At 65.4% G+C, this 16638-nt stretch carries 19 protein-coding genes and 1 pseudogene; 4 read left to right on the forward strand and 16 right to left on the reverse strand.

Features of this window, described 5'->3' with window-relative positions; all coding sequences use genetic code 11:
• Nucleotides 1-311: 311 nt before the first annotated feature.
• The 3 genes from OQZ28_RS00005 to OQZ28_RS00015 form a co-directional block, all read right to left on the reverse strand.
• Nucleotides 312-824: a DUF192 domain-containing protein gene (locus OQZ28_RS00005; RefSeq protein ID WP_458134776.1), complete on the reverse strand. Its 513-nt coding sequence runs from the start codon at nucleotides 822-824 to the stop codon at nucleotides 312-314.
• Between the two features lie 35 nt (nucleotides 825-859).
• Nucleotides 860-1519 carry an MBL fold metallo-hydrolase gene (locus tag OQZ28_RS00010; RefSeq protein ID WP_458134777.1) on the reverse strand — a complete coding sequence of 220 codons (660 nt, stop codon included), beginning with the start codon at nucleotides 1517-1519 and terminating at the stop codon, nucleotides 860-862.
• A 75-nt stretch (nucleotides 1520-1594) separates the two neighbouring features.
• Nucleotides 1595-1993, reverse strand: coding sequence for a host attachment protein (locus tag OQZ28_RS00015; protein WP_458134778.1), 399 nt, complete (start codon nucleotides 1991-1993; stop codon nucleotides 1595-1597).
• A gap of 111 nt (nucleotides 1994-2104) precedes the next feature.
• On the opposite strand from OQZ28_RS00015, the gene OQZ28_RS00020 reads away from it, so the two are divergent.
• The 4 genes and pseudogenes from OQZ28_RS00020 to OQZ28_RS00035 all read left to right on the forward strand — a co-directional run bounded on the left by OQZ28_RS00020 (nucleotide 2105) and on the right by OQZ28_RS00035 (nucleotide 5328).
• Nucleotides 2105-3184: an XdhC family protein gene (locus tag OQZ28_RS00020; protein WP_458134779.1), complete on the forward strand. Its 1080-nt coding sequence runs from the start codon at nucleotides 2105-2107 to the stop codon at nucleotides 3182-3184.
• 29 nt (nucleotides 3185-3213) lie between these two features.
• Nucleotides 3214-3708 (forward strand): annotated as a pseudogene (locus tag OQZ28_RS00025) (nucleotidyltransferase family protein); the annotation flags it as partial.
• 195 nt (nucleotides 3709-3903) lie between these two features.
• Entirely contained in the window at nucleotides 3904-4254 is a 351-nt protein-coding gene (locus OQZ28_RS00030; protein WP_130732330.1) for a RidA family protein, read from the forward strand.
• Between the two features lie 321 nt (nucleotides 4255-4575).
• Nucleotides 4576-5328 carry a CHAP domain-containing protein gene (locus OQZ28_RS00035; protein WP_458134780.1) on the forward strand — a complete coding sequence of 251 codons (753 nt, stop codon included), beginning with the start codon at nucleotides 4576-4578 and terminating at the stop codon, nucleotides 5326-5328.
• A 139-nt stretch (nucleotides 5329-5467) separates the two neighbouring features.
• On the opposite strand, the gene OQZ28_RS00040 is transcribed toward OQZ28_RS00035, so the two are convergent.
• The 13 genes from OQZ28_RS00040 to lgt all read right to left on the reverse strand — a co-directional run bounded on the left by OQZ28_RS00040 (nucleotide 5468) and on the right by lgt (nucleotide 16633).
• The gene (locus OQZ28_RS00040; protein WP_130732264.1) at nucleotides 5468-5929 is read right to left on the reverse strand and encodes a 23S rRNA (pseudouridine(1915)-N(3))-methyltransferase RlmH; all 462 of its coding nucleotides are present in this window, start codon (nucleotides 5927-5929) and stop codon (nucleotides 5468-5470) included.
• Nucleotides 5930-5932: 3 nt separating this feature from the next.
• A complete protein-coding gene (rsfS, locus tag OQZ28_RS00045; RefSeq protein ID WP_130732332.1) occupies nucleotides 5933-6382 on the reverse strand; it encodes a ribosome silencing factor in 450 nt (149 codons plus the stop codon).
• Nucleotides 6383-6471: 89 nt separating this feature from the next.
• Nucleotides 6472-7065: a nicotinate-nucleotide adenylyltransferase gene (locus OQZ28_RS00050; RefSeq protein ID WP_458135012.1), complete on the reverse strand. Its 594-nt coding sequence runs from the start codon at nucleotides 7063-7065 to the stop codon at nucleotides 6472-6474.
• A 35-nt stretch (nucleotides 7066-7100) separates the two neighbouring features.
• Nucleotides 7101-8384: a glutamate-5-semialdehyde dehydrogenase gene (locus OQZ28_RS00055; RefSeq protein ID WP_458134781.1), complete on the reverse strand. Its 1284-nt coding sequence runs from the start codon at nucleotides 8382-8384 to the stop codon at nucleotides 7101-7103.
• Nucleotides 8385-8430: 46 nt separating this feature from the next.
• Nucleotides 8431-9525 (reverse strand): redox-regulated ATPase YchF, encoded by a 1095-nt coding sequence (gene ychF / locus OQZ28_RS00060; RefSeq protein WP_458134782.1) that lies wholly within the window; start codon nucleotides 9523-9525, stop codon nucleotides 8431-8433.
• Nucleotides 9526-9531: 6 nt separating this feature from the next.
• Nucleotides 9532-10104 carry an aminoacyl-tRNA hydrolase gene (gene pth, locus OQZ28_RS00065; RefSeq protein ID WP_130732272.1) on the reverse strand — a complete coding sequence of 191 codons (573 nt, stop codon included), beginning with the start codon at nucleotides 10102-10104 and terminating at the stop codon, nucleotides 9532-9534.
• Between the two features lie 41 nt (nucleotides 10105-10145).
• Entirely contained in the window at nucleotides 10146-10766 is a 621-nt protein-coding gene (locus OQZ28_RS00070) for a 50S ribosomal protein L25/general stress protein Ctc (protein WP_130732274.1), read from the reverse strand.
• A gap of 113 nt (nucleotides 10767-10879) precedes the next feature.
• Nucleotides 10880-11470, reverse strand: coding sequence for a histidine phosphatase family protein (locus OQZ28_RS00075; protein WP_130732276.1), 591 nt, complete (start codon nucleotides 11468-11470; stop codon nucleotides 10880-10882).
• Between the two features lie 82 nt (nucleotides 11471-11552).
• Nucleotides 11553-12542 (reverse strand): ribose-phosphate pyrophosphokinase, encoded by a 990-nt coding sequence (locus tag OQZ28_RS00080; protein ID WP_130732278.1) that lies wholly within the window; start codon nucleotides 12540-12542, stop codon nucleotides 11553-11555.
• 291 nt (nucleotides 12543-12833) lie between these two features.
• Nucleotides 12834-13820 (reverse strand): hypothetical protein, encoded by a 987-nt coding sequence (locus OQZ28_RS00085; RefSeq protein WP_458134783.1) that lies wholly within the window; start codon nucleotides 13818-13820, stop codon nucleotides 12834-12836.
• Between the two features lie 8 nt (nucleotides 13821-13828).
• Complete coding sequence (gene pgeF / locus OQZ28_RS00090; RefSeq protein WP_458134784.1) at nucleotides 13829-14620, reverse strand: peptidoglycan editing factor PgeF; 792 nt, start codon at nucleotides 14618-14620, stop codon at nucleotides 13829-13831.
• 124 nt (nucleotides 14621-14744) lie between these two features.
• Nucleotides 14745-15782 (reverse strand): class I SAM-dependent methyltransferase, encoded by a 1038-nt coding sequence (locus OQZ28_RS00095; RefSeq protein ID WP_458134785.1) that lies wholly within the window; start codon nucleotides 15780-15782, stop codon nucleotides 14745-14747.
• A complete protein-coding gene (lgt, locus tag OQZ28_RS00100; protein ID WP_458134786.1) occupies nucleotides 15779-16633 on the reverse strand; it encodes a prolipoprotein diacylglyceryl transferase in 855 nt (284 codons plus the stop codon). Before lgt ends, OQZ28_RS00095 begins: the two co-directional genes overlap by 4 nt.
• Between the last annotated feature and the right edge of the window lie 5 nt (nucleotides 16634-16638).

Raw genomic sequence — 16638 nt, forward strand, 5'->3', positions numbered from 1 at the left:
AGATACGCCAAGCTACCTAGACCAGTCTCACCCAGTCCAGACCGCCAATTATCATCCCTAAAGACAACAATCGCGCCGCCAGCATATCCCTTCCAGATACTCTCTCTATTCTCTTGTCAAAGAACCCTCAACCCAACAGGGCCGAGTAACCTAGCAAATCCACCAAAGAAGCTCAAGAAGTTTCCTCAGCGCCGCCGGTGATTGGGGATATAGGACCCTCATCACATACCGTCAATCAGAAAATCGCACCGGAGATGAAAAATATGGTCCGGGGTACCATCAAGCCCCCGGAAAACAGCCAGATAATAGAATCACTTACCGGCGGGCTTGTTGGCCAGCACGTCAGAATCGACCTTGTCACCCACCACGATTCCCAGTTTTTCGGTAATGCCGGCCTGCAGTTCCAGCGTTGCGCGCACGGGGCCGTGGCTGCTGATGCGGGCCAGGCTGAGCGGCACGGCGTTCTCGACAATGGAGGAGATGCGGTTATCCGCCCCGATAAAGACGATATCGAGCGGGGCCTTGGTGTTCTCCATCCACATGTCGCTCTGGCGCGGATAGGACCATACGAAGATCATCCCGGCATCGGCAGGCACTGACGGGCGGAACATCTCACCCACCTGCTGCTCGCGCGGGGTCATGGCCTTTTCCACCGTGAACACGTGCTTCGCGCCATCGGCCGTGGTGATGGTGAGCGGCACGGTGGGCAGCGGGGCCTGCGCATGGGTGGGTTCACCCGTTTCCTCCGCCGCCATGGCGGGAACGGACACTGCGGCCATGCATGCGGCCAGGGCCAGCCACCGGCCCGCCTTGAAGGACATCATAAGCAAATACTCTCCTGCACCCTTTGATCTGTCTGTCAGGTCAGGAAGGGATTGCCCTTCCGCTCCGCGCCGATTGTCGTTGCGGGACCATGACCGGGCAGGATCGTGACATCATCATCCAATGTAAGCAATTCCCGCCCGATCGCCCCAATCAGCTGCGCATGGTCGCCATAGGGGAAATCGGTCCGCCCCACGCCGCCCTTGAAAAGGGTATCGCCCACAAAGGCGAAACGGGCAGCGGGATCATAAAACACGACATGGCCCGGCGTATGGCCGGGCACATGGCGCACCTCAAAGCTGTGGCCCAGCGCTTCGAGCGTTTCACCATGCTTTACAAACCGGTCGGGCCTTACATTTTCCACCCCGGTCAGGCCGAACAGGGCGCCTTGCTGCACAATGGTTTCAAGCAGGGGCGCATCGGCCTTATCCGGCCCCAGCACCGGCACGGGAGCCCCCTGCCGGGCCGAGAGAGCGCGCCGCAGGGCATCGGCCCCGCCCGCATGGTCGAGATGGCCGTGGGTGAGCCAGATGGCATCCACCGTCAGGGCCCTGTCCGTCGGGGCGGCCATGATGCGGGGTACATCCCCCCCGGGATCAACCACGACCGCATGATGCGTATCGGGGTTCCACAGGATGGAGCAGTTCTGCCCGAATGCGGTCACGGGCACGACTTCGAGTGACAGGGGTGCTGGCATGATAAAAAGCCCTACAAACAAAAAATGCGCCCCACGTTACCGCGGGGCGCACCGTTACTGAACCACGCAGGCGGCTCAGCGCTCCTTGGCGAGCGGCCAGCCGGTGGCCGGAATATCGAAATGCGGGGCCAGCTTGTTGTCCGGCGTGTTGGTCAGGTCATGCTCGACAACCTTCACCACCAGCGGGCGGGCTTCCACGTCCAGATGTTCGCGGATCTGGTGCATCACCTCGCCGGGGGCGGCAAGCGCCAGGCCCGGTGTTTCCTTCGCGCGGACGGCCTTGTTCAGGAACTCGGCAATCACCTTGCCATAGGCGCCATTGCGCGGGGCATCCATGCCCTTGGCATCGTCGCTCTTGAGGTGAGTGATGGTGGCCAGGCCGTGTTCGCCGTGCTTGAGGATGCGAGCGTGAATGCTATCGGCCACAACATACCAGACCGGATCGACATAGCTCATGTAAAATACTCCGTTCATGCATCGGGCCACCCTGTGGTGGCCCACGTGTTGTTACATTACATGGGGTGTTCGGGCATGCATGTCCAGCGGGTGACAGGCGCGCATGCGTGCTGATAAAGTAAAGCTGCCATGACAAAGCTTTCCTCTACGCCCGATCCTCTGGATCTTCTGATTGAATGGGCCCGGGCGGGACTGCCCTGCGCCCTTGCCACCGTCACCTCGACATGGGGCAGTTCCCCCCGGCCTGCGGGCAGCATGATGGCCGTGTGCGAGAATGGTCGCATCGAAGGCTCGGTCAGCGGCGGCTGCGTGGAAGGCGCCGTCATAGAAGAAGCCGCCACCGTCATGCACACCGGCACGCCGGCCGCCCTGTCCTATGGCGTATCGAGCGATGATGCCTGGGCGGTGGGGCTGGCCTGTGGGGGGCTGCTTGATGTGTACGTGGCCGCCATCGGCACCCCAGCCCGCCCGCAGGGCACGCTGCCGCTGGAAATGCTGGAAACCGTGGCCGAAAAGCGCCGCGCCCGCGTGCCGGTCATCATGGCGACCGAACTTGCCACCGGCACATGCCGCCTGCTGTATGATACCAGCACCCCCGCCCCCGCCACGGACCTTGAAGCCCGCCTGGCCGCCCGCGCGCGCGAGGTGTTTGAAACCGGCCGCAGCCTGCGGCTGGAAGATGAAGCGGGGCAGGCCATATGGTTCCTGCATCTCGTGCCCATGCCGCCGCGCCTTCTGGTAGTGGGGGCGGTGCATATCGCGCAGGTGCTGGCCCCCATGGCGCAGACCACCGGCTTTTCGGTCACGGTCATTGACCCGCGCACGCAGCTTGCCACGCCCGAGCGCTTTCCCGGCATCACGCTGGATACCGACTGGCCCGATGAAGCCCTTGCACGGCTGGGCATCGATAACCAGACCGCCATCGTTACCCTGACGCATGACGCCAAGCTCGATGACCCGACGCTGCAATACGCCCTGGGCAGCGAGGCCTTCTATATAGGTGCGCTGGGGTCGCGCAAAACGCAGGCCTCCCGCGTGGCCCGGCTGCATGAGGCCGGTTTTGACACAGGCCGCATCGCGCGCATCCACGGCCCCGTTGGGCTTGCCATTGGCGCGGTCGGGGCGGCGGAAATCGCGCTCTCGATCCTGGCCGAGATCGTGGCCGTGCGGCACAACAAGCCACTGGGGCGGGTATCGGGCTGGGCGTGACAGCCGCACCGGGGCGCATCGCCGCCATCGTGCTGGCGGCGGGCGCCTCGAGCCGCACGGCGCCCGCGCACAAGCTGCTTGCCCCGGATGCCACCGGCCTGCCCATGATCGCCCGCACCCTGCGCGCGGTCATGGCCAGCCGGGCCGACCCCGTTGTGGTCGTGCTGGGCCACCGGGCCGCCGAGATCCGGCAGGCGGCAATGCTGGGGCTGCAACCCGGCCGCCTGCCCCATTTCATCATCGCGTCCGACCATGCCCATGGCCTGTCACGCACGCTGGCCGCAGGTGTGGGGGCGGTCATGGATGACCCCACCATAACAGGTGCGCTGATCTGCCTTGGTGACATGCCGCTGGTCGGCACGGAACTGCTTGACCGCATGATGGCCACATTCCATGCCCATCCCGGTTGCCCCGGCGTGCTGGCCACACATGAGGGCAGGCGTGGCAACCCGGTGCTGTGGAGCCGCAGCCTTTTTGCCGCCCTGACGGCAGGCCACGGCGATAGCGGGGCCCGCCACCTCCTGGCGCGGCATGCCGCCGCCATGCCCCGGGTGGCGGCAGGTGCGGAAATCACGGCAGATTTTGATACCCCGGAACGGCTGGCGGAATTCAGCCGCCTTTTCGGCGCGGAGCAGTTGACCTCAGCCCGGGCCAGCGCGAAGAGGGAAGGCAGCGCATGTGGCGCGCCGCATGCCAACCAACCAACCAGGACCCATAACATGAGCAAGATCATTCGCACCGAGCCCAACGCCATCCTGTCGAAGGTGGTGGAGTATCATGGCTTCCTGTTCACGCAGGGATTCGTGGCGCGCGACCTGTCCGCCGACATCACGGCCCAGACCAAGGACGTGCTGGCCCAGATCGACGCGGCGCTGGAGCTGCATGGCACCGATAACACCCGCCTGCTGCAGACCCAGATCTGGCTGAAGGACATCAATGACCGTGATGCGCTGAACGCCGTATGGGGCCCCTGGCTGCCCAAGGGCGGCGCACCGGCCCGCGCCTGTGTCGAGGCCAAGATGGCGCATCCGGACGTGCTGGTCGAAATCATGGTCATCGCGACCAAATAAGACCTCGGGGCAGCGGGAAGGGAGCCTGTGAAACATGTCACATTTTTGCAACTTTCCCGCTTTCCCAGAATCATTCTACTTCTGTTCTCCCCGCTGGAATCCTTGGGATAAGCGACGGAAAATCAGGGCGCAAACAGTCCGAATAAAGAATATATTCCTATTTTTTTAATCTGAGCACGTTTTTGGGGGAAATATGCAATGTTGCTCTTCATCCTCCACAGCGCAGGCTTGTCAGACTTGCAATGGGCTTGCTACTCGATGAACGCGATGTGAGCGGATCATTTTGAGAATCACCCGGATGCGGTGGAGAGATTGCGAAAAATGCGGATCAGAAACATGAAGCGTGGCGTCTTGCTTTCCGTCCTTACGGCCACTTTCGGATTCATGTTTTCTGAACAGGGTCAGGCCCATGCCGTACGGCATGTCAGCCATGTGCACCCGACCATCCCTTCCCACCATGTTCCCGTTCATCATGCCGCCTACCATGGCACCCATAGCCATGAGCGCGGGCATGTCATCCAGTGCGTGGCCTTCGCCAAGGCGGCATCCGATGTCGAGATTCGCGGCAACGCGGTAGACTGGTGGTATAACGCCGCAGGCCGCTACGCGCGCGGCAATGCACCGGAGGAGGGCAGCGTGCTCAACTTCCGTGGCACCCGCCGCATGCCGCTTGGCCACGTGGCCGTGGTGCGCCAGGTGGTCAATAACCGCACCATCGTCATTGACCAGTCGCACTGGGGCCAGCGCGGCATCAGCCGCGACGTGCCGGTGATCGATGTCTCCCCCAATAATGACTGGTCGGCCGTGCGCGTGGCGCTCAACAGCCGCAACGGCGCCTTTGGCAGCATCTACCCCACCTACGGCTTCATCTACGCCCGGCCTGACACCACCTCGCACATGATGCTGAGCACCTACCAGAAGGCCATGCGCAACCCTGCCGTCATGGCTCAGGCGCATAACACCACCACCCGCCGCAACAGCACGGAAGTGGCCGAAGCGCCTGAGGGCATTGCCGGACGGGCTTCCTCATCCCTCGCCTATTCGGATGACGCGCCCAACCGTTCGCTGCGCTAAAACGCACACCCGGCACGGGGCCTGTTTCCAGGCAGTTTTTTCAAAAAAACCTGAGACAACACTGCTTTTTTAAAAAAAGTGGTGCGTCAGGTCATGCAACCTCATGTCCATTTTCCATAACGACCACACGGGCAGCCTTTCAGTCAGGACGGCCCGCACGGTGATAGGGATGCCCGGCTGAAATGGCGCGGGCGCGATAAAGCTGCTCGGCCAGCATGCCGCGCACGAGCATGTGCGGCCACGTCATCTTGCCAAGCGAGAGCGTATGGTCGGCACGCTGCACAACCGGGCCATCAAGCCCTTCCGCCCCGCCAATGACAAAGCACAGCGGCCGCGGCGTCTCGATCCACTGTTCCACCGCGCGCGAGAAGGCCATGCTATCGTAGGTGCGGCCACCTTCATCCATGGCCACGACAATGGCGCGATCCGGCAGGGCAGCCAGGATCGCCTGCCCTTCCCTGCGCTTGATCTCGTTGGGCGCGCCGCGCCCTTCAGGCAGTTCAACCAGCTTGATGCGGGGCGAAAGCCGGGTGGCATAACGCTCGAACAGGTCGCGCTCCACCCGGTCCTTCATGCGCCCCACGGCAATCAGGTGAAACAAGGCTTACGCCACCGGGCCTGCAGGCGCCTCCGGCGGCACGTCGAGGTCATCGCCCCACATGCGCTCCAGCCCATAAAGCGCGCGGGCTTCAGCCTTGAACAGATGCACCACGATATCGCCTGCATCCAGCAGCACCCAGTCGGAGCCGGTCGCCCCTTCCGTGCGCACGCGCTTGAGCCCGGCCTCGCCCAGCTTGCGCTCGATATGCGCGGCCATGGCGGCGATCTGCCGGTCGGCCAGGCCGGTGGCGATGACCATGCGGTCGGCAAAGGAGGCGCGGCCCGTCAGGTCGATCACCACGATATCCTCAGCCTTGTCATCTTCCAGGCTGGTGGTGATGATCTCCAGAAACTGTTCCACGCGCGGGTCAGGCTCGCGCGTTTCGGCTCGGGCCGGGCCGGCCACGGCAGCCTTCTTGCGCGGCGTGCCCGGCACCTGCACGGCACTGCCCAGTGAACCCGTGACGGCACGCGGCGCGGCATGGGGGCTGCCGGTACGGCGCTTGGCGCCACTCTCGGCTATAGGCTTTCTGGTTATGGCTGTTACTCCCGTCGGCGGCCATGCGCGGCCTGCGATGCACGTATTTCTGTAGCTGATATAGCGTTCTGCGGCGCGGGAAGAAAGACCCATGCGGGCGGCGTGCATGTTGCCAGCGTTCCCGCCCTGCGCGCGGGCAGCCGCCAGCGCGCAAGCCTGCGGGCAATTTGGCCGTGCAATGCGGCAGGATTATAGCCAGGGCGCGGCAATACGGCGAAGGGGGCCATCTGCACGATATCGCGCCACCGCCGCCACCGGTTCATCTGCGCCAGCCCATCCGCCCCCATCAGCCAGACAAAACGCACATGCGGGAAGAGCCGCTTCAGCCGCGCCAGCGTATCGACCGTATAGCGGGTGCCGATGCGGCTTTCGATATCGGTGGCCACCAGCCGCCTGCCCGCAACACCATCAATACGCGCCCGCACCCCCGCCAGCCGTTGCGCCAGCGGGGCCATCCCCGCCACCGGCTTGAGCGGATTGCCCGGCGAGACAAGAAACCATACCTGATCCAGCCGCAACTGCCGCAACGCCCGGCAGGCCAGTTGCACATGTCCCTCATGAATGGGGTTGAACGAGCCACCAAGCAGGCCCACGCGCATGCGTCGGCCATCGCCATGCGCCGGTATCAACAGGATCAGGCCCGGACCTGCCCCGTGCCGATCACCTCGTAACGGAAAGTGGTAAGCTGCTCGAGCCCGACCGGCCCGCGGGCATGAAAGCGCCCGGTGGCGATGCCGATCTCGGCGCCAAAGCCGAACTCGCCGCCATCACAGAACTGGGTGGAGGCATTCCACATCACCACCGCGCTATCCGTGCCGTTGAGGAAGGTGGTGGCGGCCTGCGCATCTTCCGTCACGATGGCCTCGGTATGGGCGCTGCCATAACGGGCGATATGGGCCAGCGCATCCTCCACGCCATCGACTACGGCAACCGAAAGCACGGCATCAAGCCATTCGGTGGCGAAATCCGCATCGGTGGCGGCAGGCAGGTCGGGGATGATCGCACGCGCGCGCTCATCGGCACGGAAGGTGCAGCCGCGGGTCGCCAGATCCTCGATCAGGCCGGGCAGGATTTTCGGCGCAATGGCCTGGTCCACCAGCAGCGTCTCAGTCGCGCCACAGATTCCGGGGCGGCGCAGCTTGGCGTTGAGCACGATGCGCCGCGCCATTTCCAGATCAGCCGCCGCATGCACATAGGTGTGGCAAAGCCCTTCGGCATGGGCCAGCACCGGCACGCGGGCCTCGGCACAGACACGCTCGACCAGCGACTTGCCACCACGCGGAATGATGAGGTCGATCAGCCCGGCGGCCCCCAGCATGGAGGCCACATGGGCGCGGTCGGCATCGGGCGGGATCTGCACACATTCAACCGGCAACCCCGCAGCCGCAAGCCCCGCCTGCATGGCCGCATGGATCACGCGCGCGCTGTTCAGGCTGTCCGACCCGCCGCGCAGGATCACGGCATTGCCGGACTTGATGCACAACCCCGCCGCATCCGCGCCCACATTGGGGCGGCTTTCATAAATCATGCCGATCACGCCCACGGGCGTTGCCACCCGGCGGATGCGCAGGCCATTGGGCCGGTCCCATTCCGCCATGATGTGCCCCACGGGGTCCGGCAGGGCGGCAATCTGTTCAAGCCCCTGCGCCATGGCCTCGACCCGCTCGGGGTTGAGTGTCAGCCGGTCACGGAAGGCGGCCGCCCCGGTAAACGCCGCCACATCACGCGCATTGGCCGCGAGCAGTTCCGGCTGGGCCGCGCGCAGGGCGGCGGCGGCGGCACCCAGGGCCTTGTTGCGGGTTTCGGTCGTGCTGCGGGCCAGCACGCGGGCCGCCGTGCGGGAGGCGAGCGCCATGGTGCGGATCACGTCCGGCTGCGGTGCGTCGGCCCGCGTGGGGGTTGCAACAGCCTGGTCCATGATCCGTAACTCCCTGATCTATTCCTGAACGGGCACCGTGCCCGTATCAGACGTTAAAGCGGAACAGCAGGACATCACCATCCTGCACCACGTAATCCCGCCCCTCGATGCGCAGCTTGCCCGCCTCACGGGCACCGGCCTCGCCATTGCAGGCGATGTAATCATCATATGCAATGGTCTCGCACGCAATGAAGCCCCGCTCGAAATCGTTATGAATGACGGCGGCGGCCTGCGGGGCCTTCGTGCCTTCGGTAATGGTCCAGGCCCGCGTCTCCTTGGGGCCTACGGTAAAGTAGGTGCTCAGCCCCAGCAGGCGGTAGCCTGCGGCAATGACGCGGTCGAGCCCGCTATCCTTCAGGCCAAGCCCGTCCAGGAACTCGACCCGGTCTTCCGCGCCCAGCTGGCTCACTTCGGCCTCGATCGCAGCCGAGACGACAACCATCGCCGCCCCCTCTTCTTCCGCCCGCGCGCGCACGCGCTCGGAAAATTCGTTGCCGGTGGCAGCCGAAGCCTCATCCACGTTGCACACATACAGCACGGGCTTCGAGGTCATGAGCTGCAGGCGGCGCACGGCCTCCTCCTGCCCCGCCGGGATGGCCTTGCGCGCGGGCAGGCCCTCGCGCAGGGCTTCGATCAGCGGCTCCATCAGTTCAACCTGGGCTGCCGCCTCGCGGTCATTGCCGCGCGCCTTCTTCTGCAGCGCCACGATCCGCTTCTCCAGCGATTCGAGGTCGGCCAGCATCAGTTCGGTCTCGATGATCTCGGCATCGCGGATGGGGTCCACGCCACCTTCCACATGGGTGATGTCGTCATCTTCAAAGCAGCGCAGCACGTGGATGATGGCATCCACCTCGCGGATATTGGCCAGGAACTGGTTGCCCAGGCCCTCCCCGCGCGAGGCGCCGCGCACGAGGCCCGCAATGTCCACGAACTCGAGGCTGGTGGGCAGGATCTTCTGCGACTTGCCAATCCGCGCCAGTTCCGCCAGCCGCGCATCGGGCACGGCCACGCGCCCGACATTGGGCTCGATGGTGCAGAACGGATAGTTCGCGGCCTGCGCCGACGCGGTCTCGGTCAGGGCGTTGAACAGGGTCGATTTGCCCACGTTGGGCAGGCCCACGATGCCACAGTTAAAGCCCATACGCCCTTACTCCCCGGCCTGCGCGGCCATTCTTGTCATGAACAGTTCCGGCCTGCCATCCGCCAGCAGCGTGGCTTCATCAGCCAGCGTATCAAGCATCGGGTCCAGCCACTCGCGGTCCGTGCGGGAAAAATCGCCCAGCACATGGCCCGTCACACGCTCGCGGCTGCCGGGATGCCCGATGCCAAGCCGCACGCGCCAGTATTCTTTCGTGCCCAGCATGCGGTCCATCGACCGCAGGCCGTTATGCCCCGCCGCCCCGCCGCCACGCTTGACGCGGATGCGGCCCGGCTCGAGGTCAAGTTCGTCATGGAAGGCCGTAATGGCCTCGGGCGGCAGCTTGTAGAAGGCCGCCGCCTGCTGAACGCTCTCGCCCGAGAGGTTCATGTAGGTCATGGGCTTGAGCAGCAGCACCTTGTGCCGCCCCACCATGCCTTCGGCAATCTCGCCACGGAAGCGCTTGCGCCACGGGCCAAACCCGTGGCGCTGCGCAATCCGGTCCACCGCCATGAAGCCGACATTGTGACGATTCCGGCTCATCCCCGCCTCGGGATTACCAAGACCGGTCCAGAGCAGCATCGTTCAGTCTCCTGTCAGGGTTCGTGGCGGTGGGCGGGCAATCAGCCCTCGGCTGCGCCTTCGGCGCCTTCAGCAGCCTCGGGCTCTTCATCAACACTCGGCGGCGCCACGTTGGCGATGACGAAGTTGTTGTCCTGCAGCACGGGGGTCACTTTTTCGGTGCCCTTGAGGTCTTCCCAGCGCACGTTGTCGTGGAAGTCGAGCTTGGACAGGTCGGCGGTAAAGAATTCCGGAATATCAGCCGGATCAACCACGACATCGACCGTGTGGCGAACGATGTTCATCACGCCACCGCGCTTGACACCCGGGGAGACATCTTCACCCGTGAAGCGGACTGCCACTTCCACATGCACCTTGTGGCCGGCGGCGAGGCGCTGGTAATCCACATGGATCGGGGCATCGGTTACGGGGTGCAGCTGGATCTCGCGCAGCAGGGCGTGCACGGATGCGCCACCTTCAACGGAGATGTCATAGATGCGCGAACGCCAGCCGGACTTGTGCAGCTCACGCTTCACGATACGGGGGTCGAGCGCGATCAGGGTGGGTTCCTGGCCGCCGCCATAGATTACGCCAGGCACGTGGCCGGCACGCCTCGTTGCACGCGCTGCCCCCTTACCAGCCTTCGCGCGCGAAGAGACTTCGATTTTGGTGAATTTGGTCACTTGTCTGCTCCTGAAACACAAGCGCGCGGGCCTCCAGGGGTGCCAGCGCGTGCGCGGCGTTTAACGGAAAACCGCGCCTTATGCAATCACCAAGCCCGGACAGCCCCGGTTTTTCAGGAAAGCGCGGTGAGACTCCACACCTGCGTCGCCCCCGGCTCGGCCCACATGGGGGTGGCGTTGGGCAGGCGCACGTTGGGCTTGAGGTGCATGGCCGCGCGCAGCGCGCGGAACATCGCGCCATGGCACACGATCAGCGGCACGCCATCTTGCTCAAGCGCGCGATTGACGGCCGAGACCGCGCGCTCGCGCAGGTCGGCAAAGCTTTCGCCATCAGGGGGGGTATAGTCGCCCGCGATCCAGCTATCGTACCACGAGCCCATCGGCTTGCCTTCTTCCGCCCCGAAGCAGACTTCCTTCAGCCCGTCATCAAGGGCGACCTCCAGGCGGGGGGCGCCATGTGCCGCAAGCTGGTCGGCCACGATCTCGGCCGTGCGGCGTGCGCGCACCAGCGGCGAGGAGACAATGCGCACGATGGGCGCGTGGTCGCGCCAGTGCCGCGCCAGCAGCAGCCCTGCCGCCTCGGCCTGGGCAACACCCGTGGCGTTGAGCGGAATATCGGTGCGCCCCTGCGAGCGCCCCTGCGCATTCCAGTCCGTTTCCCCATGGCGCAGGTACCAGTATGGCCGGGTAATCAGGTCAGTCATGCGTCGTTCCTTCAACTCTACTACACCCTTGGGGGTAGCGCCGCGCGGGCGGGGCGGTCAATCCCGCCCTGCCCCAAAGCGTTCAGTCAAACAGCGAGGAAACGGAGCTTTCATCGGATATGGCCTGCATGGCGCGCGAAATCAGGGCCGCCGTGCTGATCTGGCGGATATTGGCCGATTCCTTCACCGCCTCGGTCGCCCTGATGCTGTCGGTCAGCGTCAGCATGCCCAGCGGTGACTGGGCCACGCGGCTGACCGCGCTGCCGGTCAGCACGCCGTGGGTCACATATGCCTCGACTGCTGCGGCCCCGTGCTTCATCAGCGCTTCGGCCGCGTTGCACAGCGAGCCGCCGCTATCGACGATATCATCGACCAGGATGCAGTAACGGCCCCGCACGTCACCGATCACGTTCATCACCTCCGACACGCCCGCGCGTTCGCGGCGCTTGTCGATGATGGCAAGATCCACGTTCAGCCGCTGCGCGAGCTGGCGGGCGCGCACCACGCCGCCCACGTCGGGCGAGACGATCATGAGGTTGTGCGGGCCACCGGGAATGTCCATCGGCGGTGCGTCATAGGGCAGCGGGGGCTCGCCCTCGAGCTTCATGCGGCCACGAATGTCGCGCGTGAACAGGGGCGCTGCGTAAAGGTTATCGACAGGTATGTCGAAGAAGCCCTGGATCTGCATGGCGTGCAGGTCCATGGTCAGCACGCGGTTCGCACCGGCCTCGACCAGGATGTTGGCCACGAGCTTGGCGCTGATGGGCGTGCGGGGGCCGGATTTGCGGTCCTGCCGGGCATAGCCGAAATACGGCATGACCGCCGTGATGCGCCGTGCCGAGCCCCGGCGCAGGGCATCGAGCATGATCAGCAGTTCCATGAGGTTATCATTGGTGGGCGAGCAGGTGCTCTGGATGACGAACACATCCTCGCCACGCACGTTTTCATGAATCTCGACAAAAATTTCCATGTCGGCAAAACGCCGCACGGTCGCGTTGCAGAGCGGTAGGCCCAGCTCCGCCGCAACTTTCTCGGCGAGAGGCAGGTTGCTGTTACAGGCGACAATTTTCATCGTGTGACGCTCCCGGGCGGCGGTAGAGGCGCTGGAGGGCGGTTTTTCCGCCCCCGTCGTGTATGTGCGGCGTTCTATCAACCGGCACATGGCCTGTCACCTGCCTAAGGGTCTGCAAACCTGCACGTCTGCCCCCCGTTGCCGATCCGTCACACCCTTGTGGCCTGCCGGGCAGCAGGGCCGCTTTTTTCTACAGGCCGCGCCAGAACGCCGCCTTTTTCAAAAAAGACGGCACCCGGAAACTTTTATTATTTTTTATCAGGGCCTTGTTTTTTAAAGACCCATTCAAATTCAGGGCTGCGCAGGAGCCACGGGAGATGCGCTGGCCGCCGGGGCTGGAGCCGGTGCGCTGCCTGGCGCAGGCAGGGTGCCATCGGCGGCAAGCGGCGCGTTTTCGCGGCCGGAATAGCGGGTGATGATCTGGCGCACGGCCCCTGCCGCCTCATCGGCGGCGGCCACGGCCACATCGCCCCAGCGGGAATCCAGCGAATGGGCCGCGATGTCGTGAATCTGGGTGGCAGCACCGGCTTCGGTGCCCTGTGCGTCGAGCACCTTCCATGTCAGCACGATATGCTGCTGCGGCGTGGTGGATGTAGTGGTCACCGCATCATTGAGCACCACGGTGCAGCGCACCGTGTAATCCGCGCCCGTCGCCGCATGCCGCAGGTCTTCATGCGCATCGGGGAAGGCGGCTGTAAAGGCGCGGGCCAGTGCGTGGTCGCCATCGCCCGGCGCGCCCTGCACGCCCGCGAAATAGACATGGGCGGGGCGATTCTTGAGGCTGTTGGGGTCTTTCTGCATCTGGGCGGCCTGGATACCGGTCAGCAGTTCGGCAACTCCGGGGGCCACCTCCTGCGCCGAGCGGGTCTCGGCCTGCCCGTCCGTTGCCTGCCATTGCGCCGCGGGCACCGCGGCGCCGCTCATATGGCCGCGTTCCTCGCCCTTGGGGGTCATGACGGCATAGGTGGGAATGACCGTGTCACCCTGCGCCGTGGTGGTCATTTTCAGCCACCAGTCACCTGGCCTGGCGGGCTGGCCCAGGGCGGGCACCGACTGCGCGAGCATGGCCTCGACCATGGCATGCTGCCAGGCCTGCGCGCCGGCCTCATCCGTGCCCGATGCGGTGGAAACCGGCACGGCCAGCCGCGCGGTGGGGGGCTGCGCGCCGGAGCCATCATGGCGGAAGGGGTGCGGCACATCCACGCAGCCCCCCAGCAGGGAAAGCCCCACAAGGGCCGCGAGCGCGCCCGACCGGCGGGCAGAAACGTCTGACATCATGGCCCCCCTTATACCGCCCAGCAGGCGATAACGGAAATCTGGTGCCCGATCGGCCCACCCCCTGCCAGCGTGCGGCGACGATGGCTGAAAAACCGCGCCTCATCACGCAGCGTGTCGAGGCCGAGCGCCACGGCGGACCCCACCCCGCACCGCTCAAGGCGCATGACGCAGAAACCCGACAGGTCGAACATGAAATGCCCTGCCCGCCCAGCCGGGCGGAAAAACGCGCCAGCCGTTTCATCACACGCCAGCACGGCACTGCGCATGTCCGGCCCGACCTCGTAGCTGCCCGGCGCAATACAGGGGCCGACCACAGCGGTAATCTCACCTGCGGCGCAGCCCAGCGCGCCCATTGCCGCCACCGTGGCCTCGATAATGCCGCCACACGCGCCCCGCCAGCCCGCATGGGCCGCGCCCACCACCGTGCCCTGCGCATTGCTGAACAGAATCGGCGCGCAATCCGCCGTAATCACGCCCAGCGCCAGGCCGGGCGTGGCGGTGACCAGCGCATCGCCCTCCGGCCCGGCCCCTGCGGGCCAGGGAGCTGTTGCCGTGAGCACCCGGTCGCCATGCACCTGTGTCAGGCCCAGAAGATGGTCGGGCGCGACACCGACATACCGCGCCACGCGGCGGCGGTTCTCGTGCAAGGCGCGGGGGTCATCAGCGGAGCGGGTCGAGCAGTTGAGCGTGGCATAAGGCCCGGTGGAGACCCCGCCAAGGCGGGTGAAAAATCCATGCCGCATGCCTTCAAGGGCCGGGGCCCGCACCACCTGCGCATCCGTGATCGCGCTATCCGTCATCACTGTTTTTCCCTTTACCCCTGACGGGCTGGCTTAAAGTCATAAAAGTTTCCGGGTGCCACCCTTTTCCAAAAAGGCAGCGCCCCCTGAAGCTTTTGAAAAAAAAGCTTCACCAAAAACTTCCCTATGCTGACTGCGGGGAGCGATCCTCGCGCAATCCCGCAAAACCCGGCAGGAGACCCGCCACCCCCACCGACAGCCCCAGCACGCGAAACAGCCGCCCCATCTGCTCAGGTGCGGCCAGCCGCCTTGCCGCCGCCCTGATGTCGTGTGCCTGGTCGGGCGCCGCGCGCGCAAGCTGCTCACAGCGCGCGCCCAGCCCGAGGGCTGCAAGGAAATCGCCCTGCTCCACGCTCCCCCATGCATCAACCCCGCAAGCCGCCTGCGCCATGCTGGCAAAATCGACATGGGCGGTCAGGTCCGCCGTGCCGGGGCCGCATAGCGGGTCGACAGGCTGCCCCGCCCGTAGCGCCTGCAGGCTGTCACCCCAGGCCGGGGCGTCATAACCGTAATCAATCAGCAGCGCCGCCCCGCGCCCACGTTGCAGGCGGGCGGCAAGGGTACGGACAAAATCGAGCGCGGGCTGGCAGGTTTCCAGCACGCAGCCCTCGGGAACGGACCGCGCAAAAGCCGGGTGCCCGGATGGCAGAACAGCCGCCTGCTCCACAAACCGCCCCGCCTGCACAAAGCGCTCCGCCCAGCCCTGCCCGTGGCGCACGAACTGGCGGATGGGCAGCGCATCCACAAACTCGTTGGCCAGCAGGACCAGAGGCCCCTCGGGCAGGCTGGCCAATCCATCATGCCAGTTGACCGGGTTGGGCGTGGCCGCCTTCAGGGCCGCGTTCTGGCAGGCGCGCAGGCGGGGCGAGGTCTCGATCAGGTGCACCTGTGCCGCTTCGTGGCAGACGGGGGCGATGCTGCGCAGCAGGCGCAGGGCATCGGCCATGAGCGTGCCCCGCCCCGGACCGGCCTCGGCCAGCACGAAGGGGGCGGGGCGGCCAAGCTGCCCCCACACCACGGCCACCCACGCGCCCAGCAATTCACCGAACATCTGCGAGATTTCAGGCGAGGTCGTAAAATCGACAAACGGGTCGCGGCCTGCGTAATAGGCCGCGTTGGCCCGCGCCATGAAGTGGTCCAGCCGTTCGGGCTGCCCGGTCATGCCTTGGCCCCGGCGTCCTCTTCCGCCGGTTCCGCCATCACCACGGTGCGGGCGGGGCGCATATACGCATTGAGCATCAGCCCCAGCCCGCCAATGGCCATGGGCACGCACAGGACCTGCCCCATGGTCACGCCAAAGGGCAGGAAGCCGATGAACGCATCAGGCTCACGGAAGCATTCGCACACCGTGCGCGCCACCGCGTAGCCAAACAGGAACAGCCCGGCAATGAAGCCGGGGTGCTGGCGCACCTTCAGGCTGCGCGAGACGCACCACAGCAGGGTGAACAGCAAGAGCCCCTCGGCAAAGGCTTCATAAAGCTCGGATGGATGGCGCGGCTCCGGCCCGGCATCGGGAAAGATCATGGCCCAGGGCAGCGAGGGCGAAGCGGGGCGGCCCCACAGTTCGCCATTGATGAAGTTGGCGATGCGCCCCAGCCCCAGCCCGATGGGCACCACCGTGGTGATCCGGTCGGAAAAGGCCAGGAAGCTCAACCCGTTGAGCCGCGTGAATGCAATCAGCGCAATGATCACGCCCGCAGCCCCCCCATGGAACGACATGCCCCCATGCCACACCTGCAATATGGCCAGCGGGTGCGTGAGGTAATAGCCGGGCTGGTAGAACAGGATGTAGCCAAGCCGCCCACCCAGCACCACGCCCAGCGTGGCCCATGTCAGGAAATCATCGACCTGCAGCGCCGTGGCGGCCCGGGGGGCGAGGGCTGCGAGGCGGCGGGCAATGCGCCACCCCGCCACCAGCGCCACGATATAGGCCATGGCGTACCAGCGTATGGCGAACGGCCCGAAATGGACCATTACCGGATCAAACTGCGGAAAGACCAGAACAGGCAGCATGGGCC

Source organism: Komagataeibacter sp. NFXK3 (assembly GCF_054182245.1).